This is a genomic window from Curtobacterium luteum, from assembly GCF_001475545.1.
Classification (GTDB): Bacteria; Actinomycetota; Actinomycetes; order Actinomycetales; family Microbacteriaceae; genus Curtobacterium; species Curtobacterium luteum_A.
The window spans coordinates 20934-40352 of sequence record NZ_LDQC01000022.1 but is presented as its reverse complement, the minus strand read 5'-3'; the positions used below and the strand labels follow the sequence as shown (position 1 = coordinate 40352).

The following is a 19419-nucleotide window of genomic DNA, read 5'->3' as shown; positions in this document are numbered from 1 at the left end:
ACCGTCAGCCGATGCGGATGAGCTTCTTGTTGACGAACTCGTCGGCCCCGAAGGGGCCGAGCTCGCGCCCGAAGCCGCTCGCCTTGACGCCGCCGAACGGGAGCTCGGGGCTGTCCGCGCCGACGATGTTGACGTAGACCATGCCGGCCTCGATCCGGTCGGCGACCCGGAGCGCCTGGTCCGGGTCGGTCGTGAAGAGGTACGAGCCGAGGCCGAACGGGGTGTCGTTCGCGAGCTCGATCGCGGCGTCCTCGTCGGCGACGCGGTACACGGCCGCGACGGGGCCGAAGAACTCCTCGCGGTAGGCGTCGTTCTCCGGCGTGACGTCCGTCAGCACGGTCGGCGTGAAGGCGTTGCCGCGGCGCTCCCCGCCGGTGACGACCGTCGCGCCCTGCTCCTTCGCGGCCGCCAGCTGCGCCTCGAGCCGGTCGGCCGCGGTCGGGGAGGACAGCGGGCCGAGCTCGGCGCCGGAGACGCTCGGGTCGGTCGGCTCGACGGCGGACATCGCAGCGGTGAACTTCGCGAGGAAGTCGTCGTACAGGTGGTCGGCCACGAGGAAGCGCTTCGCGGCGTTGCAGACCTGGCCGTTGCCCTCCAGGCGGGTCGCGACGGCGGACTCGACCACGGTGTCGAGGTCGTCGGTGGAGAGCAGGATGAACGGGTCCGACCCGCCGAGTTCGAGCACGACCTTCGTGAGGTTGCGGCCTGCGATCTCCGCGACGGCGGCGCCGGCCCGGGCGGAGCCCGTGAGGGACACCCCCTGCACGCGCGGGTCGGCGATGACTTCGGCGACCTGCTCGTTCGTGGCGAAGACGTTCGTGTAGGCGCCCGCGGGGAACCCGGCGTCGTGGAAGACCGCCTCGATCGCGAGCGCGGACTCCGGGCACTGCGGGGCGTGCTTCAGCAGGACCGTGTTGCCGATGACGAGGTTCGGGCCGGCGAACCGGGCGATCTGGTACGCCGGGAAGTTCCACGGCATGATGCCGAGCAGCACGCCGACGGAGGACTTGCGGACGAAGGCGCTGCCCTCGCTGCCCTCCGCCAGGGTGATCGGCTCGTCGGCGAGGAACTCCTCCGCGTGCTCCGCGTAGTAGTCGTAGATGTCGGCGCAGAAGTCCACCTCGCCGTAGGCCTGGTCGATCGGTTTCGCCATCTCGCGGACGATCGTCGTCGCCAGGTCCTCGCGGCGTTCCCGGTAGAGCTCGGCGACGCGGTGCAGGAGTGCGGCTCGGTCGGCCACGGTGGTGGACCCGGCCCAGGTCGCGTGCGTCTCGTCGGCCGTCGTGATCGCCTGCCGGAGCTCGTCGTCGGTGATGGTCGGGAACGTGGCGAGGGTCTTCCCGGTGGCCGGGTCGGTGACCGCGTAGACGGTGGCCGTGTCGTTCATCGTGTCTCCTGTGTGGTTCAGACCTGGTCGGTCAGCTGCTTGTTGACGCCGGTCACGGGCTGGTTCTCGTCGAAGCCCCTGGGCTGGATCCGGAACCCCTTCGTGATGACCAGCAGGTACACGAACCCGATCGCGGCCCACACCCCGCCGGCGATGAGCGCGTCGGCGTGCAGCTGAGACCAGAGAACACCCGTCAGGAGCATCGCGACACCTGGCAGCACGATGTAGGCGAAGCGGTCGCGGGCGGTGTGCCGACGGCCCTGGCGCCAGGCGAAGTGCACGATGACGGTCAGGTTGACGAAGGTGAACGCGATGAGGGCGCCGAAGTTGATGTAGGCCGAGATCGTGTCGAGCGAGAAGGTCATCGCGAGGAGCGTGACCGCGCCGACGATGACGATGTTCGGGATCGGCGTGCGCGTCTTCGGGCTGACGTAGCCGAAGACCCTCTTCGGCAGGACGTTGTTGCGGCCCATCACGAGCAGCATGCGTGCGACGCTCGCGTGGGATGCCAGGCCGGACGCCAGGGCGGCGACGAAGCCCGCGGCGACGAGGATCGCCTGGAAGACCGGACCGCCCACGAGCAGGCCGATCTGCGGCAGCGGGTCGTCGGTGAACTCCCCGAACGGCGCGTTCGTCGGGAAGCGGAGCTGTGCGAAGTACGCGGACACCAGGAAGATCAGGCCGCCGAGCAGGACCGTGAGCAGGATCGCCTTCGGCATGATCCGGATGCTCTTCGCCTCCTCCGTGTACATCGTCACGGCGTCGAACCCGATGAAGGAGAAGCAGACGACGGTGGCCCCTGTGAGCAGCGCGGTCATCGTCACACCGTCGTGCACGAACGGTTCGGTGCTGACGACCGTGCCCGCGCCGGCCCCGCGCACGAGCTCGATCACCGCGAACACGACGAACGCGATCATCGCGAGGATCGCGCCGACGAGCAGGACCATGTTGAGGTTCGAGGTGCCGCGCATGGACAGGCAGATCACGGTCGTGACGAAGACCGTGTACACGACGACCGTCACCCAAGCCGGCAGCGCGGGGAACACCTGCTCGAGGTACAGCCGGATGATGAGCGCGTTGACCATCGGCAGCAGCAGGTAGTCGAGCAGGGAGGCCCAGCCCACCATGAAGCCGGCGTTGGGATGGATCGACTCGCGCACGTACGTGTACGCCGAACCGGCAGCCGGGTAGACCCGCACCATCTTCCCGTAGCTCACCGCGGTCAGGAGCATGATCACGAGCGCGATGACGTACGCGCTCGGCACGGCACCGTTCGTCTCGTCGGACACGATGCCGAACGTGTCGAACACGACCGTCGGGGTCATGTAGCCCAGCCCGAGTCCGACGATGGCCCAGAGGCCCAGGCTCCGCTTCAGGGAACCGCCGCGAGGGGTCGTGCCGGACGCCGCTGTGGCGAGGGTCGGTGTTGCCAAGGGTCGTTCCCTCCTGCTCGCGGCACTGCCGCGGGGCCGGGGCCAGGGCGACGGTGCCCCGACCGGTACGGGTACCGGGACACCCGTGCGGGTGGGCCGGTGCGCAGACGATACCGATGGTCACCAGCGCGCCGGACTCGCCGTGGAGTACACGGATCCGAGACCGGTTGTACGTCATGTCGCTTGCACAGAGGACGCCCGACGGTCGCTGTGGACGGGTGGGGAGGACGCTCAGCCGACCGGCGCCGGACGGCAGCGAGTTCCCGGACCCGGTCCCTACGCTCGCGGCCGGAGAGCACCTCCGACGAGAGCGCACGCAGGACGAGGACGACCGATGGCACGCACACCCAGCACCCCCCGGCAACGACGCGGTGGAGCCCTGCTCGCCGGTGGACTCGCGGGGGGACTCGTCGTCGGACTGGTCGTCGGAGGGCTCGGCGGGTGGAGCGCGAGCCACGCCACGGCAGCGGCCGGTGGGCAGGCAACGTCGGCAGCAGCTGGTGGGCAGAGCGCGTCGGCCACGTCGACACAGTCCTCCCCGCGACCCGTGCCCACGTACACCCCGGTGCCGACCTCGTCGCTCGGCATCCCCGCCAGCGAGGCACCCGGCGGCTCGACCGCGCCGGGCAGTGTCGACCTCGCGACCTCGTGGACGGCGCCCACCGGCATGCCGGACCAGGGGCGCCTGCTGCACGAGACGATCCCCGCGACGACGTCACACTTCGCGGCCCGACAGGCCCTGGTCTACCTGCCGCCGGCAGCCCTCACCGCCGACCCGCCGCACCTGCCGGTGGACGTGCTCCTCTCCGGGCAGTCCAAGGGCGCGGGACCGAACGACGTGCAGAGCGGAGGGCACGTCGAGCAGACGATGGACGCCCTCGCCACTGTCGACCGGGGGCTCGCGCCGATCGTCGTCGTGCCCGACCAGCTCGGCCCGCAGTCAGCGAACCCGATGTGCGTCGACGGGAAGCTCGGGAACAGCCGGACCTACCTGACGAAGGACGTCCCCGCCTGGATCACGAGTCACCTCAAGGTGCAGACCGCTGCGACGGCGTGGACGATCGGTGGGTTCTCCCAGGGCGGGACGTGCGCGATCCAGCTCGGTGCCGGTGACCCTGCGCGGTTCGGCAACATCATCGACGTCTCCGGCGAGGACGGCCCGACGCTCGGCAGCGAGGCGAAGACGATCGCTGACGGCTTCGCGGGCAGCCGGGCCGCGTACCTGGCCGCGCAGCCGTCGGCGCTGATGCGGGCGAACGCACCGTACCGGGACACGAACGCGTTCTTCGCGGTCGGGCGACTGGACTCGACGTACGGGCCGGTCATGCCGGTCCAGGCCGCGCGGGCGAAGGCAGCCGGGATGCACGTCGCGACGTGGGAGGTGCCGGGGGACCGACACAACTGGACGACCGCACGGGCTGCGCTCGCCGCGGGGCTCGCGTGGATGCAGTCGCGGATCGGGCTGGCGCCGTCCGGCGACTGACCGCGGCGCCCGCGGCGCCCACGTGCAGCCGCGTCAGTGCGGGCCAGCGCTCGGCTGCTGCTGCGTGATGCAGTGCAGCCCGCCTCCGCGCGCGAACACCTCGCGCGCGTCCACCGACCGCACCTCCCGCCCCGGGTAGACGTCCGCGAGGATCCCGCGGGCCCGGTCGTCGGCCGCGGGCTCACCGAAGGAACACGCGATCACGGCGCCGTTCACCACGACGTGGTTGACGTAGTTCCAGTCCACCGGACCGTCGTCGTCGGCGAGCGTCGCCGGGGCCGGGAGCTCGACGACCGTGGCGTCCGTCACGCGTTCGAGCGCTGCCCGGACCTGCGGCATGACCAAGTGGTCCGGGTGGGCGGCATCCGGCTGTGCGTGCAGGAGCAGGACGTCCGGCGCAGCGAAGGTCGCCACCATGTCCACGTGTCCACGGGTCCCGAGCCCGTCGTAGTCGCGGGTCAGTCCACGCGGGAGCCACACGACCTCGGACGCGCCGATGGTCCGTGCGAGTTCCTCCTCGACGCGGGCGTGGTCGGCGTACGGGTTCCGCCGCGGATCGAGCTGCACGGTCTCGGTCACCAGCACCGTGCCCCGACCGTCGACGTGGATCGCCCCGCCCTCGTTCACGAGGAGCGACGGGATCCGTTCGGCCCCGGCGGCCTCGGCGACCGTGGCGGCGATCTGCGAATCACGGGTCCAGGTCGACCACGCGTTCGCGCCCCATCCGTTGAACACCCAGTCCACCGCACCGAGTCGTCCGTCGTCGTCGCGCACGAACGTCGGCCCGATGTCCCGCATCCAGAAGTCGTCGAGCGGCGCCTCGAGGACGTCGACCTCTCTCGAGAGCAGGCGTGCGGCGTCCGCCCGGGCGACCGGGTCGACGACGACCGTGACGGGCTGGTGCTCCGCGATGGTGTTCGCCGTCGTCGCCCACGCGGTGCGAGCAGCCTCGGCGCTCGCCGCGTCGTCGCCGAGGGTCGAGCCCGGCCGGGGGAACGCCATCCAGGTGCGGTCCTGTGGTGCCGTCTCCGCCGGCATCCGCCAGGTCACGCGCGTGCCGCCGCGGTCTGCGGGCCGTCGGCCCGGTGCGGGGCAGTGGTGTTCGCCAGGGAGGCACGGATCGCCTCGTCAGCGCCGTACCCGTCGCGCAGGCGGTCGACGGGTACGGTCAGGGCTGCGTAGAGGTCGGGGCGCCGGGTCACGTAGAACGGGAAGAGCCGCAGCCACTCGGTCCTGGCGTCGAGGTCGAGGTCGGCCACGAGCACGGAGTCCGTGTCGCGCGGAGCCTCGACGAGCACCCGGCCGAAGGGGTCGGAGATGAACGACGAGCCGTAGAACGTGATCGCGCCCTCGTCGCCCCAGCGGTTCGGCACGACCATGAACTGTCCGGCGGTGATGCCGTTCGCGACGATGACCTGCCGCCAGATCGGAGCGGTGTCGAAGTCGGGGAAGGTCGGCTCGGAGCCGATCGCGGTCGGGTAGGCGAGGACCTCCGCGCCGGCGAGCCCGTAGGACCGCGCGACCTCGGGGAACCACTCGTCCCAGCACGTCGGCAGACCGACCCGCACGCCGAGGCCTTCGGGGTCGTACACGGGGAACGCGTCATCGGCGGGGCCCGGCCGGAAGTAGGTGTCTTCGTGGTAGCCGGCGCTGATCGGGATGTGGGTCTTGCGCGTCCGTCCGACGAGGGAGCCGTCGGGGCCGACGAGCACCGCTGTGTTGTAGCCGCGGGGGTCGTCCGGCTGGTCGTCGTCGGCAGGTCGCTCGTACAGCGATGCGTGCACGAACACGCCGTGGCGCCGGGCCTGGTCGCGGGCGAAGGTCACGGTCGGACCGTCCACGAGCGACTCCGCCCCGTCCTTCGGCACTCCGTCGGCCGGCACGTCACCGGGGTACCGGGAGAGCGTGAGCTCCTGCAGGAAGACGGCGGCGGCTCCGTTCGCCGCCGCGGAGGCGATCCCGTCGGCGAGTGCACGCTCGTGCTCGTCGGGGTCCTCGTGCCAGCGGGTCTGGACGAGGGCGACGCGGACCCGGCGACGGGCGGATCCGGCGTCCTCGCGGAGGGGAGACGGCTGGTCTGCGGCGGTGATCACGTCCATGCCGTCATTGTTGACCATGCGATCAACAAGCACAAGGGGTCAGGAGATGATGTTGACCGCGCGGGAGATGACCAGTGCGAGCAGGATGAAGCCGCCGATCGCCTGGTAGGCCATGATCATCTTCGCCCGGACGGTCAGCGGCATCGTGTCGGTCGGGCTGAACGCCACCATGTTCGTCATCGCCACGTAGAGGTAGTCGAGGTAGACGGGTCGCCACGACGCCTTGGTCGGATCGGACTCCTGCGGGAACAGGAAGTCGGCCTCGTCGCTCGCCCAGAGCTGCGGTCGGCGACGCGCCACCGGCCCACCGCGGTCGAGTTCCCAGTACACGAGCCCGAACGCGATGATGCTGCTCACCCACACCTGCAGGGCCGTGAGCAGCACTGCCCCGCCGTCGGGGTGTCCGTGCAGGAGCTGGTCGATCGTCTTCACGACGGTGAGCTGGTTCGCCACGGTGAGCAGCACCGCGAGGCCCGTGGACAGCCAGCGGGACCAGGTGGTCTCACGGGTGAGTCGCCGCGGGTTGAACACGATGAGCGGGGTGAGCAGCAGGACACCGAGCAGCGGCACGACCCACGCGGGGAAGAACAGCACCTCGTCGGGCAGGAGGAGGCTCAGCGCGAGGTTGACCAGCACGGCGACGGCGACGGGTGCGCGGTGCTCGTGCTGGTGGAGGGGCCGCGTCGACGTCACGGGTCGAGTGTGGCACCGCGACCCGGCTCGGCGGCCGTGCGACCCGTGCGGACCCTCTCAGCGCAGGACCCCGCCGAGCGTGAACCCGGAACTCAGCGTGAGGCGGGGAGCGGTTCGGCGAGGGACAGCGGCTCGACCTCGTGGCCGAGCAACCGCCCGGCCGCCCGCAGCCCGGACAGCAGCGCCCCGTGCACGGTCGCGGGGTCGTCGCCCCACGTGGCCTCCCCGGCGAGCTGCACCCGGCCGCACCGCGAGCCGAGCAGGTCGTGGTCATCGGGTGACGCCCCGACGTGCAGGTACGAGTACGAGCCCCGCGCGAACGGGTCCGCCGCCCAGCGGGTGATGCGTACGGCATCGGGCTCGGGGACCGATGACCCGAACATCCGACGGAGCGCCTCGAGCCCCTCGTCGACGACGAGCGCGTCCGGCAGCGACTCGATCCGCCGGGCGCCGGCACCACCGACGAGGGCCGCGAGCACCGGTTCGCCGGTCACCCGGGACATGTCGTACCAGGAGTGCCAGTCGACCCCGGCCGGTCCCTGCTGCCGGACGACCCAGTCGTCGCCCCAGAACCGCTCGGGGAACCGGAGGAACACCTTGTCGTAGACGCCCATCCCGAGCCGGCCCATCGCATCGAGGACGTCGGGGGCGAGCGGGGGCTCGAAGATGACGGCACCTGCCTGCAGGACACCGAGCGGGACCGTGACGACGACCTCGGCGGCGGTGGTGACCCGGCCGTCCGCGAGTTCGACCACCGCGCCGTCCGGGGACTGCCGCACGGCCCGGACCACCGAGGACGGCCGGACGTCGAGACCCTCGGCGAGGGCACGGGCGTACTGGCCGTAGCCGCGGGGGAAGACGACCTCGTCGCCGGGTACGTGCTCCTCGTCGAGGCCGTGTGCATCGAGCACGGTGACGGGCGCGCCGCAGAGGTCCTCGGAACGGTGCGCCGTGTACTCCCGGACGCGAGCGGCCCGGTCCCCGTCGATCCGCAGGTCGCGCAGGACGGCGTTCACGGCGCTGGCGTAGGTGGAGGGCGGCGGCGCGTGCTCGACCACCTCGGGCAGCGCGGCGTCGAGGGCGTGCAGGTCGGCGACGAACGACGCGGCCTCGGCTCCGGTGAGCCGGCGACCGGACGGTGCGTGCCAGCCGATCGGGCGACCGTCGAACTGGAAGCTGCCGACGGTGAACTCGACGGTGTCGATGCCGAGCGCGGGCGCGAGCTCCCACAGCGGGTTGCCGTCGACGCCGTGGATCCACGAGGCGCCGAGGTCGACCGGGACGCCGAGTGCGTCGTCGGTCCACGTCCGACCGCCGATGCGGTCCCGCGCCTCGAGCACGACGACACGCTTGCCGCCCTGCACCAGGGCGCGCGCTGCGGCGAGACCGGAGACGCCGGCGCCGACGACCACGACGTCGGCGTCCGGACCGGGAACGTCAGGCATCAGTGCCCTCCCGTCAGTGGTGCCATCACCCGTGCGGCGATGCTCGGCCGCCCGGTCAGTGCTTCCTCGCGGTCCGCCAGGTCGGTCGCCACGAGCCCGGCGTTCGCTCCGAGGAACCGCAGGGGCTCGGGCTCCCAGTCCGGCGAGCGGTGGTTCACCCACGGCAGCACGGTGAGCGACGACGAGACCCCGCGGACGAGGTCGGCGAGGGTCCGGCCCGCGAGGTTCGTCGTCGACAGACCATCACCCACGTACCCGCCGGCGGAGCCCACGTGGCCGTCCCACGTCACCGAGGCACACCAGTCGCGGGGGACGCCGAGCGGCCCACCCCACGAGTGCGTGACCGGAGCGTCGGCGACGGCGGGGAACAGGTCGATCAGCGATCTCCGGAGGTGGTCGAACACCCGCGGCACCCGATCGTGGCCCGGCTCGATCGACGAGCCCCAGTGGTAGCGGGCACCCCGTCCGCCGAAGGCGATGCGGTCGTCGGCCGTCCGCTGCCCGTACACGAGCAGGTGCCGGTAGTCCGAGAACGTCTGCCCGTGCTCGAGCCCGATCCGGTCCCACACGGCCGCGGGCAGCGGCGCCGTCGCGATCATGAGCGAGTACAGGGGCAGGACGCGCCGTCGGGTCTGCTCGAGCTGTGCACCGTAGCCCTCGACGGCGATGACGACGGCGCCGGCCGAGACGGTCCCGCGCGAGGTGACCACGCGGCCCTGGTCCCAGGAGGAGGCGGGCGTGTGCTCCGCGATCCGGACGCCCCGTGCCTCCAGGGTGGCCGCCAGGCCACGCACCAGCGCGGCGGGCTGCAGCCGCGCGCAGTCCGGCGTCCACGCGACCCCCGCGGAGCCGGCGGCGTCCCCGGGGCGCGCGTCGCGGTAGGTCATGTGGTCGCCCCACGCGGCGGAGGACGCGACCTCGTCGCGGGCGGCGCGCTCCTGCACGGCCGAGCGTGCGTAGAGGACGGTGCCGCCCTTGACGAAGTCGCAGTCGACCCCGGCTTCGGACGCTGCGCGTCCGACCTCGTCGACGGTGTCGCGCATCGCCGCGCGCATGGCGTTCGCCGCGTCCCACCCGTGGCGTTCCGCGATCGACGAGGCGGACGCCGGGAACAGGGCCGAGCACCAGCCGCCGTTGCGGCCGGATGCGCCGAACCCCGCGATCTCACGTTCCACGACGACGATCCGGAGGCGCGGATCGGCTTGGTGCAGGTACCACGCGGTCCAGAGACCCGTCAGTCCGGCACCGACGATGCAGACGTCGGCGGTCGTGTCGCCGTCGAGCGGGGGGCGGGGCGTCAGGTCGTCGCGACCGCTCGTGACGAGCGCGTCGAGCCAGAACGAGACGCCCCGGTAGCCCGTCATGGTCAGATCTTCGTCCAGGCCTCGGTCAGGACGCTCCGCAGGATCGACGTCATCTCGCGGAACTCCGGCTGACCGATGGTCAGCGGCGGCGCGAGCTGCACGACGGGGTCCCCGCGGTCGTCGGCGCGGCAGTACAGCCCCGCGTCGAACAGCGCCTTCGACAGGAAGCCGCGCAGGAGGCGCTCCGACTCGGCGTCGTCGAAGGTCGTCTTCGTCGCCTTGTCCTTCACGAGCTCGATGCCGTAGAAGTACCCGTCACCGCGGACGTCACCGACGATCGGCAGGTCGCGGAGCGTGTCGAGCTCGGCCTTGAAGAGCGGCGCGTTCTGCTGGACGTTCTGCAGCAGCCCCTCTTCCTCGAAGATGTCGAGGTTCTCCATCGCGACGGCCGCCGACACCGGGTGTCCGCCGAACGTGTAGCCGTGGTAGAAGGTCGTGTCACCGGTGGAGAACGGCTCGAAGAGCTTGTCGCTGATGATCGTCGCGCCGATGGGGGAGTAGCCCGAGGTCATGGCCTTCGCGCAGGTGATCATGTCCGGGACGAAGTCGTACGTGTCGCACGCGAACATGGTGCCGATCCGGCCGAACGCGCAGATGACCTCGTCGGACACGAGCAGCACGTCGTACTCGTCGCAGATCTCGCGGACGCGCTGGAAGTACCCGGGCGGCGGGGTGAAGCAGCCACCGGAGTTCTGCACCGGCTCGAGGAAGACGGCGGCGACGGTGTCGGGACCCTCGAACTCGATCATCTCGCGGATGCGCTCGGCCGCCCAGAAGCCGAACTCCTCCTCCGAGCCACCGGCGAATCCCATCTCCTCGGCGCGGTAGTAGTTGGTGTTCGGGACCCGGAAGCCGCCGGGGGTGAGCGGCTCGAACATCTGCTTCATCGCGGGGATGCCGGTGATCGCGAGGGCACCCTGCGGTGTGCCGTGGTACGCGACCGCACGCGAGATCACCTTGTGCTTCATCGGCTTGCCGCGGAGCTTCCAGTAGTACTTCGCGAGCTTGAACGCGGTCTCGACGGCCTCGCCGCCGCCGGTCGAGAAGAACACCTTGTTGAGGTCGCCCGGGGCGTGGTCGGCCAGCCGGTCGGCGAGCTCGATCGCGGCGGGGTGCGCGTACGACCAGATCGGGAAGAACGACAGGGTCTCGGCCTGCTTCGCGGCCATCTCGGCCAGACGCTTGCGGCCGTGCCCGGCGGCGACGACGAACAGGCCGGAGAGCCCGTCGATGTACTCCTTGCCGTGGCTGTCGTAGACGTGGTGCCCCTCGCCCCGGACCATGATGGGGACGTCGGCACCGGCCTGGTTCGCGCCGTGCCGGGCGAAGTGCATCCAGAGGTGGTCGCGCGACTTCTGCTGCAGTGCGGCGTCGTCCACCGGGGCGAACGGGTCGTAGGACCCCAGGCGTGCACGTGGTTCGGAGATGGTCATCGCGTTCCCCAGTCGTAGAGCTGTTTGCGGAGTTGCAGGTAGACGAAGGTCTCGGTCTCGGCGACGCCCGGGATCGCCCGGATCGTGCCGTTGAGCAGTTCGATGAGGCCGTCGTCGTCCTCGCAGACGACCTCCACCATGAGGTCGAAGCTCCCGGCGGTCATGACGAGGTAGTCGACCGCCGGGAGCCGTTCGAGTTCGTCGGCGACGGTTCGGGTGTCACCGCTGACCCGGATGCCGATCATCGCCTGCCGGTGGAACCCCAACTGCAGGGGATCCGTGACCGCGACGATCTGCATGACGCCGGTCTCCGTGAGCTTCTGCACCCGTTGGCGGACCGCCGCCTCGCTGAGACCGACCGCCTTGCCGATCTCACCGTACGGGCGGCGTCCGTCTGCCTGGAGTTGCTCGATGATCCGCTTCGAGGTCTCGTCGATCGGTCCCGGACGTCGTGGTGCTGCCGCCATGCCGGACAGCATGGCAGCGGGCTCCGTGTGACGCAAGGGATTTCGTTGTGAACACGATGTTTCGCGACGATTTCCGTTGTTACGGTTCTCCTCAACCTGCGGATCCTTCTTCCGGAGCGGGGGATTCCGTGCCAGTATCGCCGCCATGCTGGACAGTGACACAGCGACGCGGGTGCTCCGGAACTTCGTCGGGGGCGAGCCGGTCGCGCCCCGCGGCGACGCGACGATGGACCTCGTCGCGCCCACCGACGAGCACGTGTACGGCACCTCGCCCGTCTCCACCGCCGAGGACGTCGACACCGCGTTCGCCGCCGCGAGCGAAGCCTTCACGACCTGGCGTCGCACCACCCCCGGCGAACGCCAGCTCGCCCTGTTCCGGATCGCCGACGCGATGGAGCAGCGTGCCGAGGAGTTCGCCGACCTCGAGTCCCTCGACACCGGCAAGCCCCGAGCGACCCTCGTGCAGGACGAGATCCTGCTGTCGGTCGACCAGATCCGCTTCTTCGCCGGGGCCGCGCGGAACCTCGAGGGTCGGAGCGCCGGCGAGTACCTGGCGGACCACACGTCGTTCGTCCGCCGCGAGCCGATCGGCGTCGTCGCTCAGGTCACGCCGTGGAACTACCCGCTCAACATGGCGGTGTGGAAGTTCGCCCCGGCGATCGCCGCGGGGAACACCACGGTGCTCAAGCCGAGCGACACCACGCCGCTCTCGACGCTCCTGCTCGCCGAGGTCGCGGCAGAGTTCCTGCCGCCGGGCGTGCTCAACGTCGTGCTCGGCGACCGGACCACCGGCGCCGCGATGATCGACCACCCGACGCCCCAGCTCGTGAGCATCACCGGCTCGGTCCGCGCCGGCGTGCAGGTCGCCCGCGCCGCCGCGGCCGACCTCAAGCGCACGCACCTCGAACTCGGCGGCAAGGCCCCGGTCATCGTGTTCGACGACGCCGACATCCCGTCGGCCGTCGCCGGGATCGTCGCCGCGGGGTTCTTCAACGCCGGACAGGACTGCACCGCGGCGACGAGGCTGCTCGTGCAGGACGGCATCCACGACGAGTTCGTCGCGGCCCTCGTCGCCGAGGCCCGCACGAACGCCCGCACCGGCCCCGACCTGGCCGACCCCGCGTTCGGCCCGGTGAACAACGCCGGCCAGCTCGCCCAGGTCCGTTCCTTCCTCGACTCCCTCCCCGACCACGCCACGGTGGAGACGGGTGGCCACCGGATCGGCGACCGCGGGTTCCACCACGAGGCCACGATCGTGTCCGGGCTCCGGCAGGACGACCGCATCGTGCAGGAAGAGGTGTTCGGTCCGGTGCAGACGGTCCAGCGGTTCCGGACCGAGGACGAAGCACTGCAGCTCGCGAACGACGTCGAGTACGGTCTCGCGAGCTCGGTGTGGACGACCGACCACGCACGGGCGATGCGGTGCTCCCGCGACCTCGACTCCGGCTGCGTGTGGATCAACACGCACATCCCGATCGTCGCCGAGATGCCGCACGGCGGCTTCCGGCACTCCGGCTACGGCAAGGACCTGTCCCAGTACGGGTTCGACGACTACACCCGCATCAAGCACGTCATGTCCTACACCGGCTGACCACCGGATCCCGACCCGCGCACCAGCAGGAGGCACCATGGCAATGACCGGCACGTTCGCCGAATCGGGGGCCGATCTGCGGCTCGACCGGATCACCAAGGCCTTCCCGGGTCACACCGCGGTCGACTCGCTCGACCTCACGGTGCCCGCCGGGTCGTTCTTCGCCCTGCTCGGACCGTCCGGCTGCGGCAAGACCACCACGCTGCGGCTCGTCGCCGGACTCGAGGAACCCACGAGCGGCACGATCACGATCGGCGGGAAGGACGTCACCGACACGAAGCCCTACCAGCGGCCGGTCAACACGGTGTTCCAGAACTACGCGCTCTTCCCGCACATGAGCGTGCTCGAGAACGTCGCGTTCGGCCTGAAGCGCCGGCGCATCCCGGACCCGATGACGAAGGCGACCGAGGCGCTCCGGCTCGTCGAGCTCGAGGGCTCCGCGTCGAAGCGTCCCGCGCAGCTGTCCGGAGGCATGCAGCAGCGCGTCGCCCTCGCCCGCGCCATCGTGAACCGTCCCGCGCTCCTGCTCCTCGACGAGCCGCTCGGCGCGCTCGACCTCAAGCTCCGCCACCAGATGCAGTTCGAGCTGAAGTCGATCCAGGCCGAGGTGGGGCTCACCTTCCTGCACGTCACCCACGATCAAGAAGAGGCGATGACGATGGCCGACACGGTCGCCGTCATGAACGGCGGGCGCATCGAGCAGATGGGCAGCCCCCAGGAGCTCTACGAACTCCCGCGCACCGCGTTCGTCGCGAACTTCCTCGGTCAGTCGAACCTGCTCGAGGGCGAGGTCCGGGGCACCGACGGCGAGCTCCTGGTCGTGGCGACCGAGGCCGGCACCCTCGCGGTCCCGACCGCGCGCGCCGTCGCGACCTCCGGGCGCGTGGTCGTCGGCGTCCGCCCCGAGAAGCTCAAGATCCGCACGGCGGAGCCCTCCCCGGAGGCCGGCCGGAACATCCTCGGCCCCGGACGGGTCGTGGACGTCTCGTTCTCCGGCGTGAGCACGCAGTACCTCGTGCACGTGCCCGGCGCCGGGCAGGTGTCCGTCTTCGCGCAGAACTCGAAGGGTGGGCCCCGGATCGCCACCGGCACCGAGGTCTGGCTGACGTGGGGCGTCGACCACGGGTTCGGCCTGGAGGCGCACCACGCGTCCGACGCGACCGTCACCGCCCAGGGCGATCCGGGCCTCCAGTCCGCACCGGCGACCGCAGGAGCGGTCGCGTGAGCAGCCGACCCGACCTCGTCCGCGGACTGACGTCCGCGCGTGTCAGCCGGCGCGGGTTCCTCGCCGGCGGCGGGGCCGCCGCGGTCGCCGCGCTCCTCGCCGGGTGCAGCATCAAGGGATCAGCCGCATCGGTCGCGGACACCGAAGTGGACTGGGAGCGGTTCTGGGCCGACGCGAAGGCGACCAAGCAGCTGAACTTCGCGAACTGGCCGCTCTACATCGACTCCGACAAGGGCAAGTCCGAGTCGATCCAGCTCTTCGAGCAGGCCACCGGGATCTCGGTGGACTACCAGGCGGTGATCCAGGACAACGCGACGTTCTACGCGACCGTCTCACCGATCCTGCGCGCGCGGGGTGCGACCGGCTACGACCTCGTCGTCATGACGAACGGGTTCGAGCTCACGCAGATGATCAAGAACGGGTTCGTGTGCGAGCTCGACCACGCGCGACTGCCGAACTTCGCGAAGTACGCCGGTGACTCCGTGAAGGACCCGACGTACGACCCCGACAACAAGCACTCCGTGGTGTGGCAGACCGGGTTCACCGGACTCGCCTACAACCCGAAGTACATCGACCGCGAGATCACGTCCTTCCAGGACCTCCTCGACCCGGCCTTCCGGGGTCGTGTCGGGCTGATGAGCGACAACACCGAGCTCGGGTCGCTCGGGCTCCTGGCGAACGGGATCAACCCCGAGACCTCCACGCCGTCGGACTGGCGGAAGGCCCAGGACTGGCTGCGGAAACTCCGGCCGAGCGTCACCGGGTTCTACGACCAGAGCTACATCAACAAGCTCGAGAACGGCGACACCTGGATCACGCAGGCCTGGTCGGGCGACGTCTTCCAGGCGCAGCAGTCCGGGTTCGAGCACCTGGAGTTCGTCACGCCGGAGGAAGGCCAGATGATGTGGCACGACAACCTCATGATCCCAAGGCAGGCGGCCAACCCGGTCTCGGCGCTGGCGTGGATGGACTTCTACTACACGCCGAAGATCGCCGGGATCGTCGAGGACTACGTCAACTACGTGTGCCCGGTCCCCGGAGCCGAGGACTACGTGCGCGACGTCCTCGACGACCCCACCGTCGCGGACAGCCCACTCGTGTTCCCGTCGGAGGACGTCCTGGGCCGCTCCCACGAGTTCCGGGTGTTCGAGAACTACGACGAGTACTCGGAGTGGAACAGCATCTTCAACGCGGTGGTGCAGTCGTGACCGCCGTCGGGACCGCCGCGATCGCGGGGGTCGGCACCGGGCCGGGGCGACGTCGGCTCCGGGTGCCGTTCCTGCTCGGCATCGTCGGGACCGCCTACCTCTGCGTCTTCTTCGTCATCCCGCTCGTCTCCGGGCTCATCGTCTCGCTCATGTCGGGCAACCCGGACGACGGCTACACGTTCACGTGGAACTTCGGGATCTACTCGTCGCTCTTCATCGATCCGCAGGTGCCGTACCTGACGTTCCTGCTCCGGTCGCTCTGGTACGGCGTCGCCGCGACGATCGTGACGATCCTCGTCGGGTACCCGGTCGCGTACTTCATCGCGTTCCGGGTGTCCCCGCGCTGGAAGAACCCGCTGCTCATGCTCGTGTTCATCAGCTTCCTGGTGTCGTTCGTGATCCGCACCGACATGTGGGCGTTCGTCCTCGCGTCGCAGGGGCCGGTCGTCACGACGCTGCAGGCGATCGGCCTCGCGGGCAAGGACTTCCACATCCTCGGCACCTCGGGCGCGGTGATCTTCGGCAACGCCTACAACGACCTCGCGTTCATGGTGCTGCCGATCTACGCGGCCCTCGAACGGATCGACCCCCGGCTCGGCGAGGCCGCGAACGACCTGTACGCCGGGAAGTTCCGCGCGTTCTGGCACACCACGCTCCCGCTGTCCCGCTCGGGCATCTTCGCCGGGGTGCTGCTCGTGTTCATCGACTGCGTGGGCGACCCGGTGAACTCGGCGCTCCTCGGTGGGACGAACACGTACACGATCGGTCAGGCGATCCAGGACGCCTACTCCGGCAACCAGCAGTACAACGTCGCGGCCGCGCTCTCGACCGTGCTCATGGTCGTGCTCGGCATCATCCTGTTCATCTACGCCCGGGTGTCCGGCACCGACGACCTCGAGGACCTCGTATGACCGCCGTCACACCGACCCGTCCGGGGTCGACCGCTCCCCTGTCACCCGTCTCGCCCGGCACCGCTGCCCGATCGAAGCGCCGTCGTCGCGGTGCCCAGCGTCGCGGGCCGTGGCTCGCGATCGTCTACTGGGTCGTCATCGCGATCACCCTCGTGCCGATCGTCTCCATGGTCGCGTACTCGTTCAACGACGCCCCGACCAACCGCCTGACCTTCGCGTGGAACGGCTTCACGACGTACTGGTACCAGAACCTCTGGAACGTGTCGGGGCTCGGTGCGGCCTTCGGGACGTCGGTGCTCGTCGCGTTCCTCGCGGCGGTCGTCTCGGTGGCGATCGGTCTGCCGCTCGCACTCGCCCTCGAGCGCTACCGGTTCCCCGGTCGGGGCATCGTCAGCTCGATCGTGTTCGCGGACATCGCCGCACCGTCGATCGTCGTCGGGTCGGCATCGCTGTCGTTCTTCCTGTCCGTCGGACTCGGCACCGGGTTCTGGACGATCCTCATCACCCACGTGGCGTTCGACGTCGCCTACGTGGTGGTGGTCCTCCGAGCGCGGATCGCCGGGACGTCCAAGGTGCTCGAGGAAGCCGCGGGAGACCTCGGCGCGACGCCGTTCCAGGCCTTCCGGCTCGTCACCCTGCCGCTGCTGGCGCCGGGCATGCTCGCCGCGGGGCTGTTGGCGCTCGCGATGTCGATCGACGACTACGTCATCACGTCGTTCGTCGCCGGGCCATCGGTCACGTTCCCGCTGTTCGTGTACGGCGCCGCGAAGGCCGGGATGCCGCCGCAGGTGCTCTGCTTCGGGACGCTCGTGTTCGCCGTGGGTCTGCTCGTGGCCCTGCTGAACGGTGCACTGAACCGCCGACTGGCGCGCACCCGCGGCTAGGTCGGGGACGCGAAGCGCGCGTCCCGACGTCGGGCGCGTCCCGAGGTCGCACGTGTCGATCGAGGCGTGCTCCGTCTGGCCGGGCGCGCCTCACACCGGCGGGACCTTCCGACGCCCACTCCGCTCCGCGAACGAGTCCAGTGCCTCCACGACCTCGTCGTTGACCCAGACCCGGTTCCGCTGTTTCGAGTTCGCCGGCCGGAGCACGCCGCGTTCGACGAGCTGAGCGAACCCGTTCGCGACGGCCGGGGCGCTCGCCCCCGTCCGCTCGATCGCGAGACGTGCGTTCAGCACTGGGTGCTCGATCGAGAGTCTCGCGATGCGACGCGCGGTCGCGTCGGACCGGAGCCCCGACAATCGTTCGTCCCACTGCGCCTGCAGCGTGCGGATGTCACCGGCCAACGTGCTCGCGTTCTGGAGTCCGGCCAAGGAGGCAGAGGAGAAGACGTCGACGATCGGGTCGACGTCGCCGTCCCGGAAGGCATCGAGCGCCGCGAAGTAGCCGTCGACGTCTGTCAGGATCCCGCTGCTCACCGGGATGGTGAGGTGGCGCAGCAGCCCACCGCGACGCAAGACGGCTTGCACCAGAGCTCGCCCGATCCGGCCGTTGCCGTCGGGGAAGGGATGGATGGTCTCGAACTGTGCGTGCGCGATGGCGGCCAGGACGAGCAACGGCAGGTCCGTCCGCTCCGTGAAGGCGATCAGGTCGTCCATGGCCGCCGGGACGAGTTCGTGGTGTGGTGGGACGAACGCGGCGAGATGCGGCAGGGCGCCGCCGATCCACACCTGTTGATCGCGGAACTCGCCGACGAGGTGGGGCGTCTGATCGCGCAGGAGTTCCGCGTGCATCGCGATGATGGTCGCGTTGCTCAGGTCGTCCGCGAGTGCGACAGCGGCTTCCATCGCCCGGACGTTCCGGACGATCAAGGGTGCGTTGCCCTGCACGCGTTCGTCGATCTCTGCCTCGGCGACGGCGCGAGCGCCCGCAGTGAGGTGCTCGATCTCGGAGCTGGACGCGGACTCGCTCCGGAGCAGCACGGATGCGAACGGCGCGGGGAACGAGGCGTGCTCCGCGTCGAACCTCGCGATCGCCCGCGAGGCGTCGTCAGCGTCGGAGAGCGACCGTGGAGACACCTGGAAGTCGGCCGCCGCGATCGGCGGTGGAACGGCGGCACGGTACGGTTCCCTGCGCAGGGCACGAACCCGTCGGGAGTCGAAGTCGGGGTTCTCGGGGCTGGGGAGCCATCGCTCTTCCCACCCGGGTGTCGTCGGCATCACCACGGACCTTTCATTCGGATCTCCAGCGTGAAAGGTTACGCCACAACCTTTCACAAGGTGGTTTCGCAGACACGGTCCTGCGGCTACCGTTGCGAGCGCTACCGCCGGGTGAAGAACGCCCGGGCTGCGGGCACGAACAGCAGGACCGCAGCGACCACGGACAACGCGACGAGCAGGAGCGTCGTCACGCCGTCGCCGATGCTCAGGAGCGCGCGCGCCGCCGCGACCACCACCAGCACGATGCGCGCGGTCGCCGAGCCTCGCCACACCCGCAGTACCGCCCACGCCACGAGCGCCCAGATCACCAGCGAGAGCACGACGGAGATCACGGTCACGAGCACGCTCGCCGGGAACTCCACGAAGCCGATCACCGACGCGAGCACGCACCCCGCGAGCCAGACGATCCAGAGCACGACCGAGACCGTCACCACCTGCGGACGGGCCTGTTGCGAGGTCACGGGAGCAGCGTATCCGTCACGCACCGCAACGATGCGTCGGACACCACCATCCCGCCGGAG

The 19419-nt window shown here is 70.4% G+C and carries 17 protein-coding genes; 6 read left to right on the top strand and 11 right to left on the bottom strand.

Annotated features, from left to right (window positions below; all coding sequences use genetic code 11):
* Positions 1-4: 4 nt before the first annotated feature.
* Positions 5-1387 (bottom strand): NAD-dependent succinate-semialdehyde dehydrogenase, encoded by a 1383-nt coding sequence (locus tag NS184_RS03675; RefSeq protein ID WP_058724784.1) that lies wholly within the window; start codon positions 1385-1387, stop codon positions 5-7.
* A 17-nt stretch (positions 1388-1404) separates the two neighbouring features.
* Positions 1405-2820 carry an APC family permease gene (locus tag NS184_RS03670; protein WP_058724783.1) on the bottom strand — a complete coding sequence of 472 codons (1416 nt, stop codon included), beginning with the start codon at positions 2818-2820 and terminating at the stop codon, positions 1405-1407.
* Positions 2821-3154: 334 nt separating this feature from the next.
* On the opposite strand from NS184_RS03670, the gene NS184_RS03665 reads away from it, so the two are divergent.
* On the top strand, positions 3155-4303 hold the full coding sequence (locus NS184_RS03665; RefSeq protein WP_058724782.1) for an alpha/beta hydrolase: 1149 nt from the start codon (positions 3155-3157) through the stop codon (positions 4301-4303).
* A 33-nt stretch (positions 4304-4336) separates the two neighbouring features.
* Here the strand turns inward: NS184_RS03665 and NS184_RS03660 are convergent, their stop codons facing one another.
* From NS184_RS03660 to NS184_RS03630, 7 genes are all read right to left on the bottom strand, one after another.
* The gene (locus NS184_RS03660; RefSeq protein ID WP_058724781.1) at positions 4337-5353 is read right to left on the bottom strand and encodes an agmatine deiminase family protein; all 1017 of its coding nucleotides are present in this window, start codon (positions 5351-5353) and stop codon (positions 4337-4339) included.
* On the bottom strand, positions 5350-6402 hold the full coding sequence (locus tag NS184_RS03655) for a nitrilase-related carbon-nitrogen hydrolase (protein WP_083513426.1): 1053 nt from the start codon (positions 6400-6402) through the stop codon (positions 5350-5352). Before NS184_RS03655 ends, NS184_RS03660 begins: the two co-directional genes overlap by 4 nt.
* A gap of 39 nt (positions 6403-6441) precedes the next feature.
* Positions 6442-7095 (bottom strand): hypothetical protein, encoded by a 654-nt coding sequence (locus NS184_RS03650; protein ID WP_242862959.1) that lies wholly within the window; start codon positions 7093-7095, stop codon positions 6442-6444.
* A 92-nt stretch (positions 7096-7187) separates the two neighbouring features.
* Positions 7188-8540 carry a flavin monoamine oxidase family protein gene (locus NS184_RS03645; RefSeq protein WP_058724780.1) on the bottom strand — a complete coding sequence of 451 codons (1353 nt, stop codon included), beginning with the start codon at positions 8538-8540 and terminating at the stop codon, positions 7188-7190.
* Positions 8540-9904 (bottom strand): NAD(P)/FAD-dependent oxidoreductase, encoded by a 1365-nt coding sequence (locus NS184_RS03640; protein ID WP_058724779.1) that lies wholly within the window; start codon positions 9902-9904, stop codon positions 8540-8542. The genes NS184_RS03645 and NS184_RS03640 overlap by 1 nt, the downstream gene beginning before the upstream one ends.
* A 2-nt stretch (positions 9905-9906) precedes the next feature.
* Complete coding sequence (locus NS184_RS03635) at positions 9907-11337, bottom strand: aspartate aminotransferase family protein (RefSeq protein ID WP_058724778.1); 1431 nt, start codon at positions 11335-11337, stop codon at positions 9907-9909.
* The gene (locus NS184_RS03630) at positions 11334-11816 is read right to left on the bottom strand and encodes an Lrp/AsnC family transcriptional regulator (RefSeq protein ID WP_058724777.1); all 483 of its coding nucleotides are present in this window, start codon (positions 11814-11816) and stop codon (positions 11334-11336) included. The genes NS184_RS03635 and NS184_RS03630 overlap by 4 nt, the downstream gene beginning before the upstream one ends.
* A gap of 133 nt (positions 11817-11949) precedes the next feature.
* Between NS184_RS03630 and NS184_RS03625 the strand changes: the two genes are divergently transcribed.
* From NS184_RS03625 to NS184_RS03605, 5 genes are read left to right on the top strand one after another with little or no spacing between them, the layout of a single operon-like run.
* Positions 11950-13395, top strand: coding sequence for a gamma-aminobutyraldehyde dehydrogenase (locus NS184_RS03625; protein WP_058724776.1), 1446 nt, complete (start codon positions 11950-11952; stop codon positions 13393-13395).
* 37 nt (positions 13396-13432) lie between these two features.
* Positions 13433-14620, top strand: a complete 1188-nt coding sequence (locus tag NS184_RS03620) for an ABC transporter ATP-binding protein (RefSeq protein ID WP_152998040.1) — start codon at positions 13433-13435, stop codon at positions 14618-14620.
* The gene (locus tag NS184_RS03615; protein ID WP_058724774.1) at positions 14617-15828 is read left to right on the top strand and encodes an ABC transporter substrate-binding protein; all 1212 of its coding nucleotides are present in this window, start codon (positions 14617-14619) and stop codon (positions 15826-15828) included. The genes NS184_RS03620 and NS184_RS03615 overlap by 4 nt, the downstream gene beginning before the upstream one ends.
* A complete protein-coding gene (locus tag NS184_RS03610) occupies positions 15825-16739 on the top strand; it encodes an ABC transporter permease (protein WP_058724773.1) in 915 nt (304 codons plus the stop codon). Before NS184_RS03615 ends, NS184_RS03610 begins: the two co-directional genes overlap by 4 nt.
* Positions 16736-17623 (top strand): ABC transporter permease, encoded by an 888-nt coding sequence (locus tag NS184_RS03605; protein WP_083513424.1) that lies wholly within the window; start codon positions 16736-16738, stop codon positions 17621-17623. The genes NS184_RS03610 and NS184_RS03605 overlap by 4 nt, the downstream gene beginning before the upstream one ends.
* Positions 17624-17713: 90 nt before the next feature.
* Here NS184_RS03605 and NS184_RS03600 read toward each other — a convergent pair whose 3' ends face one another.
* Entirely contained in the window at positions 17714-18898 is a 1185-nt protein-coding gene (locus NS184_RS03600; RefSeq protein WP_058724772.1) for a Fic family protein, read from the bottom strand.
* 101 nt (positions 18899-18999) lie between these two features.
* Positions 19000-19359, bottom strand: a complete 360-nt coding sequence (locus NS184_RS03595) for a hypothetical protein (RefSeq protein WP_058724771.1) — start codon at positions 19357-19359, stop codon at positions 19000-19002.
* Positions 19360-19419 lie beyond the last annotated feature (60 nt).

Excerpts from the sequence above, each read along its gene's own strand:
- NS184_RS03675 (WP_058724784.1), bottom strand. The coding sequence starts at position 1,387 with ATGAACGACACGGCCACCGTCTACGCGGTCACCGACCCGGCCACCGGG.
- NS184_RS03665 (WP_058724782.1), top strand. The coding sequence starts at position 3,155 with ATGGCACGCACACCCAGCACCCCCCGGCAACGACGCGGTGGAGCCCTG.
- NS184_RS03655 (WP_083513426.1), bottom strand. The coding sequence starts at position 6,402 with ATGGACGTGATCACCGCCGCAGACCAGCCGTCTCCCCTCCGCGAGGAC.
- NS184_RS03645 (WP_058724780.1), bottom strand. The coding sequence starts at position 8,540 with ATGCCTGACGTTCCCGGTCCGGACGCCGACGTCGTGGTCGTCGGCGCC.
- NS184_RS03640 (WP_058724779.1), bottom strand. The coding sequence starts at position 9,904 with ATGACGGGCTACCGGGGCGTCTCGTTCTGGCTCGACGCGCTCGTCACG.
- NS184_RS03635 (WP_058724778.1), bottom strand. The coding sequence starts at position 11,337 with ATGACCATCTCCGAACCACGTGCACGCCTGGGGTCCTACGACCCGTTC.
- NS184_RS03630 (WP_058724777.1), bottom strand. The coding sequence starts at position 11,816 with ATGCTGTCCGGCATGGCGGCAGCACCACGACGTCCGGGACCGATCGAC.
- NS184_RS03625 (WP_058724776.1), top strand. The coding sequence starts at position 11,950 with ATGCTGGACAGTGACACAGCGACGCGGGTGCTCCGGAACTTCGTCGGG.
- NS184_RS03620 (WP_152998040.1), top strand. The coding sequence starts at position 13,433 with ATGGCAATGACCGGCACGTTCGCCGAATCGGGGGCCGATCTGCGGCTC.
- NS184_RS03605 (WP_083513424.1), top strand. The coding sequence starts at position 16,736 with ATGACCGCCGTCACACCGACCCGTCCGGGGTCGACCGCTCCCCTGTCA.
- NS184_RS03600 (WP_058724772.1), bottom strand. The coding sequence starts at position 18,898 with ATGCCGACGACACCCGGGTGGGAAGAGCGATGGCTCCCCAGCCCCGAG.